4 protein-coding genes and 1 pseudogene are annotated in these 4,835 nt (G+C 38.7%); all 5 read left to right on the top strand.

Translation table 11 applies throughout. The features are described 5' to 3' along the window. Positions 1-8: 8 nt before the first annotated feature. The 5 genes and pseudogenes from AACQ81_RS00995 (at position 9) to AACQ81_RS01015 (ending at position 4,718) form a co-directional block, all read left to right on the top strand. Positions 9-623 carry a hypothetical protein gene (locus tag AACQ81_RS00995; RefSeq protein WP_339353337.1) on the top strand — a complete coding sequence of 205 codons (615 nt, stop codon included), beginning with the start codon at positions 9-11 and terminating at the stop codon, positions 621-623. A 68-nt stretch (positions 624-691) separates the two neighbouring features. After that, the gene (locus AACQ81_RS01000) at positions 692-1,651 is read left to right on the top strand and encodes an AEC family transporter (protein ID WP_237388381.1); all 960 of its coding nucleotides are present in this window, start codon (positions 692-694) and stop codon (positions 1,649-1,651) included. Positions 1,652-1,856: 205 nt separating this feature from the next. Beyond that, positions 1,857-1,982 (top strand): hypothetical protein, encoded by a 126-nt coding sequence (locus tag AACQ81_RS01005; protein WP_272903135.1) that lies wholly within the window; start codon positions 1,857-1,859, stop codon positions 1,980-1,982. 17 nt (positions 1,983-1,999) lie between these two features. Then, positions 2,000-2,861 (top strand): annotated as a pseudogene (locus tag AACQ81_RS01010) (conjugative transfer ATPase); the annotation flags it as partial. Positions 2,862-3,932: 1,071 nt separating this feature from the next. After that, on the top strand, positions 3,933-4,718 hold the full coding sequence (locus AACQ81_RS01015; protein ID WP_237388382.1) for a thioesterase II family protein: 786 nt from the start codon (positions 3,933-3,935) through the stop codon (positions 4,716-4,718). Positions 4,719-4,835: the final 117 nt, after the last annotated feature.

Below are 4,835 nucleotides of genomic sequence, written 5' to 3' on the forward strand. Positions count from 1 at the left end.
GGGGATAGATGTTATTATTGGCATCACTCAGTCCGGATTGTGGTTTGGGATTTTTTGCAATTGATCAGATCGCAAAAATCGGACTGAGTTCCCTTCAAGTGATCTACTATTTTGAAAATTTATTTACTGGTAATAGATCTGGATTGCCCGCAATTGAAATTCTAAATTTTATTTTCAAAGAGAAATCAATTTCTATTAATGATAAATATCTTGATAGTTCTCTTGTATTGGATGCAGCACGGTTGACTGAGCGTACATTTTTATCTATCCCTGATTTGTATAAACCAGTCAGTGGACATATTGTTGATCAAGAAAATATGGGAGTAGCTAACATTCCTTCATTCCTTGGCGCTGCCCGTGATATACCTTATTTTTTGAACAGCATAGGATTACATGATGCAACATTACAAAAAATCATGTCTGATGAAGGGTTGATTGATGCTGCGAATGATCCTGGTCTTGTTCAGCAAGTAAAAGAAAGATTTGATAACATGTTGGTTAGAATTGGCTCAGAAAAAGAAAAGGAATTTGAGAAAATTAGAAATCAGTTAGATCAGTTCTATGCTACAGATGTTTTATATACATCTTCTGTTGGAAAATATACCAGGGAGTTCTTAAAATAACATATACCCCCAGTTAAATCTGGGGGAGTATGTTGCCAAATATCAAACTAATACGAGGTTGGCTTTAAATGTTTATGATAGTTGCGCCAATATTTCTGGTTATATTTATTGGATATTTTTTTGGACGTTTGCGTCCTGATAGTGGGCTTTCCGATAAATTAATCAATGATTATGTACTCTATATTGCACTCCCCGCCTTATTGTTTCTTGCCATTGCCCGTGCAGATATTAGTGAGCTGCAACAGTGGGGTTTTATTGCCGCTACTCTTGCTGGTATTTGTGTCGTATATGTTTTGGGAATATTGGCGGCAAAAATTATGGGGATTGGTTTACCACAATCATCGATTTTGAGTATGGGGGCATGTTATGGTACTACTGGATATATGGGAGTTCCAATACTGATTGCGGTTTATGGTGAATCCGCTGCGCTTCCTGCTGCTATTGCGACAATCTTGCATAACATTCCTGCTATCATGGCTGTTATCATTACTTACGATATTTTTTCTACCCGCCAATCGGGTGGAAGAATATCCATTAATCAAAGTTTCGTTGGGGCATTAAAGACGACATTGAGTAATCCCTTGACAATTTCAGTGATTGCGGGACTGATTTTTGTTTGCTTCGGTATTCCCGTTCCGATGTTTTTGCAAACATTTGCTGAATTTCTGGGTAATGCCGCAGGTCCAACAGCATTGTTCGCTTTGGGGTTGGGGTTATCTCGGCTTAAGGTCAAAGAGCATATCAACGGAGAAGCGTTAAAACTGGCTATGCCGATGCTGTTACTCAAACTGGGGATACAGCCGTTGATTACGTTTATCTGTGCTTACTATCTATTTGGTATGCAGCAGACAAATAGTATTTGGTTGATTACCGCGATTGTTATGGCTGCACAGCCTATCGGAGCGGGAGTTTATGTTTTTGCCAATAAGTATGGTTTTAAACAGGAAATTATTTCTTTTTCCATTATCATCTCTCTGCTTATTGCATTGGTAACAATACCAACTATTTTACAACTGTTGCCTGCGTGACAATCTGGTGCTTATTATTATAGCCATTTTATGACGGTGATTTTACGATTTTTCGCCTGATCGAAAGCTAGTGGCAAACAATAGTTGAAGGTAAAACAGGAGCTGAACCTGAACAGTAGGTATATTTGCCCTTTACCTTATCAGAACTGCCGATTCATCCGGAATTTGCCATGTTTACTGACCTTGAAACCATGAAGGTGGTAGTATGCGAAAAGTAAAATACTACGGGGTGTTGTGTCTGGCGGGGTTGCTGGCCGGCTGTTTGACGTCGAAAGACGCCTTACTCCCTGCCGGAGAGCAGACGGTACTGGCGATATGTCAGGGGGAATAAGACGAGTCACAGCGTGTAGGGGTTTAATTTGGGAAGCCATTATGATGGCCACACAGACCAGCTTTAACGAAGCACGCCAGATGATAGTCTTGGATTTACACAATGCCCTCTATGCCATCGCCCGCAATCACCGACAGGATAAACACGGCCAGTGCCATGTCGATGTTTACTCAGGGATTTGAAGGAGAATTGTTTAACCGCCTCGGCACCCCGTGGCCGGAAGTGGATGTCACCCTGATTGATTTGGGCACACTGGCACGGGAGAACTACTCGGCCCAGATGGCACTGGCGATGGTGTCACTGATTAACAAAGTCAATAATCTGGCTGAACGGGATCAATATCAGGATCGCGAACTGCAACTGGTGATTGATGAAGGGCATATCACCACGACCAACCCGCTGTTATCACCGTATATGACCAAGGTAGTGAAAATGTGGCGTAAACTCGGTGCCTGGCTGTGGCTCGCCACCCAAAACCTGGCGGATTATCCCGATACCGCCGAAAAGATGCTGAATATGGCCGAATGGTGGCTGTGTCTGACCATGCCACCGGATGAAGTGGAACAAATCGCCCGCTTTAAAAAGCTGACGGAAGAGCAGAAAGCGGTGCTGCTCTCTGCCAGTAAATTACCCCGTTGTTATACCGAAGGCGTCGTGCTGGCGAAAAAAATCGAAGCGTTATTTCGGGTGGTGCCGCCAAGCCTCTATCTGGCACTGGGTATGACGGAAAAAGAGGAAAAAGCCGAACGACGGGCGTTGATGCGGGAACATCAGTGCAGTGAACTGGTAGCCGCTGTTTTGGTGGCCAGAAAAATGGATGGCATGCGGAGATTGAAGGTGAATCTTATGGAGCACTACACTACAAGTATAACTGGCTAATAGTTTGGTTTATTGAGAACAAATAGTGTTAAAAGAAGCTCCCAGCACTATGACTGGGATTGCTTTCAGGCTAATCTTCGTATTTTGCTGAGAGTAAACACTTTCGAATCCTCTGATTAACGTGTGAATGTAGCTTATTTTCCTGTGCCATTTTGAGAAAAAGATCCCTCTTCGCAAAAAATTCATATGGTGATGGATGGTGCTATCTATCATAGAGCGCACTTGGTCAAATGTCTCATTTATATCCTGAATATAGAGTTGTATTATCCCCTATTTAACGGTAATCAGGTAGTCATCTGAATTCGATTGAACGATTATAGAGATATAATGAATGAATCGGCTCATAACAACATTTATTTTGTAGAGCAGAGGTTTTTTGTGAAGAAATTTATTAATTTTTTAACATCATACGTCGAAAAAAAGAAAAATCACTTGTTTGTCGATTATATGATAATTTTAAAATTCTGTAGCCTGCATCTTCGGTTAATTTGATGTAAAGATAGTTAAACGGTGAGCCAAATGGTTCGGTTAGCCCAGCAGTCAGTCTATATTTAGCTAAACTAAATGTAAGGTGATTAAGTATATGGGTATTCATACATTATAATCGGGATTACATATGCTAATATGCATTTCCTTTATATGTGATTGAATCAAATGAGTTGTAATTAAATTCATTTAATATTAATTAAATACTATATCGCATGTCTTTAAAATAAACGTGGGTCATACATTATTGGCATCAATATGCACATGGCTGATTCTATCGGAAAAATTTATTTTACAATTTTAATTTTTGTGTGTTTGTGAAAATTATTTATTTTTTTTCATCATGATATCACTTTAGGGGAAAGGTGTTTTTTCTATAATACATAATTTTTTTACATTATATGTAAACATAAACTCAATATGTTTGCGCTTTTTGTTGACGTGTGTGTCTATTGAATGTCATGATTTGCGTCAAGATATATTTATATGTTCGTGAATAAATTATCAGATGTTTTCTGTCTGACATCATCGGTTTTTAGTATTAAATAGATATAGGTAATAAAGGTTGTTATAATAGGATTTCTCATGAGTAAACAGAATGTATTAGTCTGTTTTCCATACGCAGGTGGAAATAAAAGCTCCTTTGATATTGTTAAAAAGCATTTATCTAAAGGAGTGAGAATTATTCCTATGAACTACTCAAGTAGCGAATTAAAACTCTACCACTTTTTTAAGGCTTTGTTGGAAAACCTAGAAATACAGCTCAAAGAGCTTGAGGGAAAAATAACTTTTTTTGGTCACAGTATTGGAGCTATCATTGCCTACGAATTGGCAATATTATGTGGTAATCGACTAAATATTCATAAATTAGTTGTATCTGCATGTAAGCCGCCTGAATTATTAGTTAAATCTACGATATTTAGTTCAGGAGATAATGCATTCGAAAACATTGTTCGTTTGGGAGGATTGCCTACAGTAGTTTTAAACAATCCAACCAGATTAAAGAAAGAAAAATACAAAATTATCAACGATCTCAGAATATTAAGTCACTATGAGCGAGTAATTTACCCTAGGGTTAATTGCGAAATTCATGCACTATCAGCTAAAAAAGATTTTTTGGCATCTGAAGATGATATGAAACTTTGGATTAACTATACAAATAAAAAATTCAGAGAAAATACGTTTGCTACAAATCATATTGGTCATTATGTACTGGTGAATCTCATATGGGACAATATTCGATCTGGAGGGAGAGTAGTATGCGTTTCATCTGCTGGGCATCATAATTCTCCAATCAGATGGGATGATATTCAGTTTATCCGTGGTTATGACAAATGGGTAGCATACGCACAATCTAAAACTGGGTCGTGACATCAATCTATTGAATCATGTATAGTCTGTCTATTTGGAGAACATTCAAATGGCAAAGATTGATGTGACTTGCCCCTCTTGTTCCGCCGTGAAAGGGATCCATCGCAATGGGCGTTC

Source organism: Xenorhabdus sp. Sc-CR9 (genome assembly GCF_963897815.1).
In the GTDB taxonomy this organism is placed as follows: Bacteria; Pseudomonadota; Gammaproteobacteria; order Enterobacterales; family Enterobacteriaceae; genus Xenorhabdus.